Genomic DNA, 3,882 nt, shown 5'->3' with positions numbered 1-3,882 from the left:
GGGTGGTGACCGGGGTGGGACTGTCGATGGTGGTGCCGTCGCCGAGCTGACCGGAGGAGTTGTGGCCCCAGGAGCGCAAGGTGTTGTCGGCGAGCAGGACGACGGTGTGTTCGCGGCCGCCGGCCACGAGCCGGATGCCGCTCATACCCGGGACGGGGACGGGGGCGGCACGGAAGTCGGTGGTGCCGTCGCCGAGTTGGCCGCAGGTGTTGCGCCCCCAGGCCCTGAGGTTGCCGCCGTCGACGAGGGCCAGGCTGTGGCCCGCGCCGGCGGCGATGTGCGTGATGCCGGCGAGGTGGTGACCCTGGGCGCTGACCGGGGTGTAGCGGTTGATGGTGGTGTTGTCGCCGAGCTGGCCGCGATCGTTGTGGCCCCAGGCCTTGAGCGTGGTGGCCCTGCCCGGAGTACCGATCAGGGCGAGGCTGTGGCCCGCGCCGGCGGCGATGCGGGTGACGCCGCTCAGGCCCTTCACGGGTACGGGGACGGTGCGGCTGGTCGACGTGCCGTCGCCGAGCTGGCCGTTGACGTTGCGGCCCCAGGCCCAGACGGTGCCGTCCTCGCGCAGGGCGACGCTGTGGTGAAGGCCTGCGGCGATCGCGACCACCTCGGTGAGACCCTCGACCCGGACGGGCACGCCGTTGTCGGCGGTGGTGCCGTCGCCGAGCTGGCCGTGGATGTTGCGACCCCAGGCGAACACGGTCCCCTCGGCGAGCAGAGCGAGGCTGTGGGCGCCGCCGGCGGCGACGTCGGTGACGTCCCTCAGGTTCACGACCCGGCCCGGCGTGTTGTGGCCGAAGCCCGTGCCGTCGCCGAGCTGTCCGGATTCGTTGGCGCCCCAGGACCGCACGGTGCCCTCGGCCAGCAGGGCCAGGCCGTGGCCGGTGGCCGCTCCCGCGCCGCCGGCGGCGATCCTGATGACCTCGGCACCGGTCAGACCGTGCACGGCGGTGGCGGAGGTCCGCAGGTCGGCCCAGGTGCCGTCGCCGAGCTGCCCGGCACGGTTGTTACCCCAGGACTTCACGTGCTTGTCCGTCATGTGACGCCTTCCCCTTCGGTGTCAGCGAGCCGAAGACGCCGGACCGGGACCACCGCCGGCCAGGCGCTTCGATCACGAACGCTACCGAAGCCACGCCACCCGACACAGGCCTCCGGGATTTGTCACACCGGCCGTGGCGTACGGGCATCGGCACCTCACCGGACACCATGTCGGACCCCGGCGCTAGGGTGCGCGCCATGACGGATTCCCTCACCCTCGCGCCGTGGTCCGAGCAGGGCCTGGACCTGCTGCACCGCCAGAACACCCCCGAACTGACCGAGCACCTGGGCGGGGTGGAGAGCACCGAACAGGTGGAGCGGCGCCACGAGCGCTACCTCGCGCTCACCGGCGGGCAGATGTTCCTGCTCCTGCACGAGGGCGAGGTCGCCGGGTCGGTCGGGTACTGGACGCACGACTGGCAGGGCCGGGACGTGTACGAGACCGGTTACGCCGTCCTGCCCGCGTTCCAGGGGCGGGGCCTGGCGGTACAGGCGCTGCTGCTGTGCGCGCGGCGGGCCGGGCGCGAGGGCACGCTGCCCTGGCTGCACGCCTTCCCCTCGGTGCACCACGGCGCCTCCAACGCGGTGTGCCGCAAGGCGGGCTTCGAGCTGGTCGGCGAGGTCGCCTTCGAGTACCCGCCCGGCCACCACATCCGCTCCAACAACTGGCGCCTGGCACTGGCCGACTGACGCGCCTGAGCGGCCCGCAGCGGGCGGCCCCGGGCCGCTCAGGCCTTCAGCAGGGGGCGAGCTCGGCGGCCCACTGCGCGGATACGGGGCGCTGTCGGGACGCTCGATGCCGTCGGCGCTCCAGCGGCCGTCGTCGTCACGGCACAGGTCGAGCGTGCGGGTGCCGTCCGGGGTGTGAGCGGTGACGAGCAGGCGGCGGGTGATGTAGTCCTCACCGGTCTCCAGCCGGTAGGTGAGCCAATAGGGCGTGGGAGTCGCGGCGGCGACACGCCCATGAGCGGTCAGCGCGGCGGGGCCGAGATCGATCCAGGCGCTCTCCAGGCCCTCGGTCTCGGTGATCCGCCAGGTGGGCACAGTGGTACGGGAAGTCATCCAGGCACCGTAGTGCCCACCCCCGACACCACGACCCGCGTCTCGACGCGGGGGGACTGCCTCTCGCGACACCGGAGGCGGGCCCTCTCGACGCGAAGGCCCACGCGGCCGCATCCTCGACCCGGTGCGTGCCCGCGCGCCGTCACCACGCCGATGTGGAGGAGCCCCTCGTGGACCGTCTCGTGCTGGACCCCACCGGCCGCGACCGCGACGCCGAGAGCGCCGAACTGTTCGCGCGCGGAGCGGCCGTCCCCGTGGACATCCTCGGCGTCCACGCCTGGGCGGTGGCCGACCCGTTGCTGCTGGAGGAACTGCTCACAGACCCGCGGGTGTCCAAGGACGCCCACCGGCACTGGCCGGACTTCGAACGGGTCGTGCCGACCTGGCCGCTGGCCCTGTGGGTGAGCGCGCGCAACATGTTCTCCGCCCACGGCGACGACCACCGCCGGCTGCGCCGACTGGTCGGCTCGGCGTTCACCGCCCGCCAGGTCGCCACCCTGACGGGGCAGGTCGAGGAGCTCACCCGCGGTCTGATCGACGCGCTCGCGAAGATCCCGCCGGGCACCGTGGTGGACCTGCGCGAGCATCTGGCCCACCCCTTGCCGATCCAGGTCATCGGCCGGCTGCTGGGCCTGCCCGCCACCCTGCGCGAGGGTTTCCGCCACCACGTCGACCGGGTCTTCTCCACCGTCCTGAGCCCCGAGGAGTCCGCCGCCAACGCCGCCGCGTTCCTCGCGATGCTGGAGGAACTGATCGCCGCCAAGCGCGAGCACCCCGGCGACGACATGACCTCGCTGCTGATCGCCGCCCGCGACACCGAGGGCGACGGCGGCGCCCTGACCGAGGAGGAACTGCGCGACACCCTGCTGCTGATCGTCTCCGCCGGCTACGAGACCACCGTCAACCTGATCGACAACGCCATCGCACTGCTGCTCACCCACCCCGAACAGCTCGACCTCGTACGCGCCGGCAAGGTCGGTTGGCCGGACGTCGTCGAGGAGGCGCTGCGCCGCGAGGCACCGGTGGCGCACCTGCCGCTGCGCTTCGCGATGGAGGACATCCGGCTGCCGGGCGGGGTGACGATCCGCCGGGGCGAGGCGATCCTGCCCGCCTACGCCGCCGCCGGCCGCCACCCGGTGCGCTACGGCGACACCGGCGCCGTCTTCGACGTCACCCGCCCGGTCAAGGACCATCTCGCCTTCGGCCACGGCCCGCACTACTGCCTCGGCGCGCCACTGGCCCGTCTGGAGGCGCGCACCGCGCTACGCGCCCTGTTCGAACGCTTCCCGCGCCTGGCCCTGGTCCCGGGCGTGGAACTGGAACCCGTGGACTCCCTGATCTCCAACGGCCACCGCGCCCTGCCCGTCCTGCTGACCGGGGAGGCGGCGCTCTGACGCCCGTCGCCGTCAGTTCACCCAGCGCGGGGCGAAACCCGCCCCCGTCCGCTCGACATAGGCCGCGCCCTCGCCCGCGAAGTGCGCCGGGAGCAGCAACTCCCCTTGGTCCGCAGCCTGTTGCAGAATCCGCAGACGGCTCTTCGCGGACCGGGCCGGGTCCAGGCAGAAGCCGCTGCTGCACGAGGGATGGGCCAGCTGCACCGGCGAGTGCAGCAGGTCCCCCGTGAACACGGCCCGTTCACCGCCCGATTCCAGGTGCAGCACCGAGGAGCCCGGCGTGTGGCCGGGGGCCTCCTGGAGGACCAGCCCTGCGCCGATGGTCCGCTCGCCCGACCACAGGTCCACCTGCCCGGCGGCCAGCACCGGCGCCACGCTGTCCGCGAACACC

At 73.2% G+C, this 3,882-nt stretch carries 4 protein-coding genes and 1 pseudogene; 2 read left to right on the top strand and 3 right to left on the bottom strand.

Annotated features, from left to right (window positions below):
* Window positions 1-1,036 (bottom strand): hypothetical protein (locus J0670_RS32620; RefSeq protein WP_207815702.1); only part of this gene is annotated, 1,036 nt, incomplete at its 3' end.
* A gap of 197 nt (window positions 1,037-1,233) precedes the next feature.
* On the opposite strand from J0670_RS32620, the gene J0670_RS32615 reads away from it, so the two are divergent.
* Window positions 1,234-1,725: a GNAT family N-acetyltransferase gene (locus tag J0670_RS32615; protein ID WP_207815701.1), complete on the top strand. Its 492-nt coding sequence runs from the start codon at window positions 1,234-1,236 to the stop codon at window positions 1,723-1,725.
* Between the two features lie 111 nt (window positions 1,726-1,836).
* Here J0670_RS32615 and J0670_RS40655 read toward each other — a convergent pair.
* Window positions 1,837-2,097 (bottom strand): annotated as a pseudogene (locus tag J0670_RS40655) (putative glycolipid-binding domain-containing protein); the annotation flags it as partial.
* Window positions 2,098-2,267: 170 nt separating this feature from the next.
* Between J0670_RS40655 and J0670_RS32605 the strand changes: the two are divergent.
* Window positions 2,268-3,491 (top strand): cytochrome P450, encoded by a 1,224-nt coding sequence (locus tag J0670_RS32605; protein ID WP_307806798.1) that lies wholly within the window; start codon window positions 2,268-2,270, stop codon window positions 3,489-3,491.
* Window positions 3,492-3,503: 12 nt separating this feature from the next.
* On the opposite strand, the gene J0670_RS32600 is transcribed toward J0670_RS32605, so the two are convergent.
* Window positions 3,504-3,882, bottom strand: a 379-nt coding sequence (locus J0670_RS32600; RefSeq protein WP_207815700.1) for an MBL fold metallo-hydrolase, incomplete at its 5' end; no start/stop codon positions are given.

Source organism: Streptomyces sp. FH025 (assembly GCF_017427025.1).
In the GTDB taxonomy this organism is placed as follows: domain Bacteria; phylum Actinomycetota; class Actinomycetes; order Streptomycetales; family Streptomycetaceae; genus Kitasatospora.
This window is presented reverse-complemented; position numbering and strand designations above follow the sequence as displayed.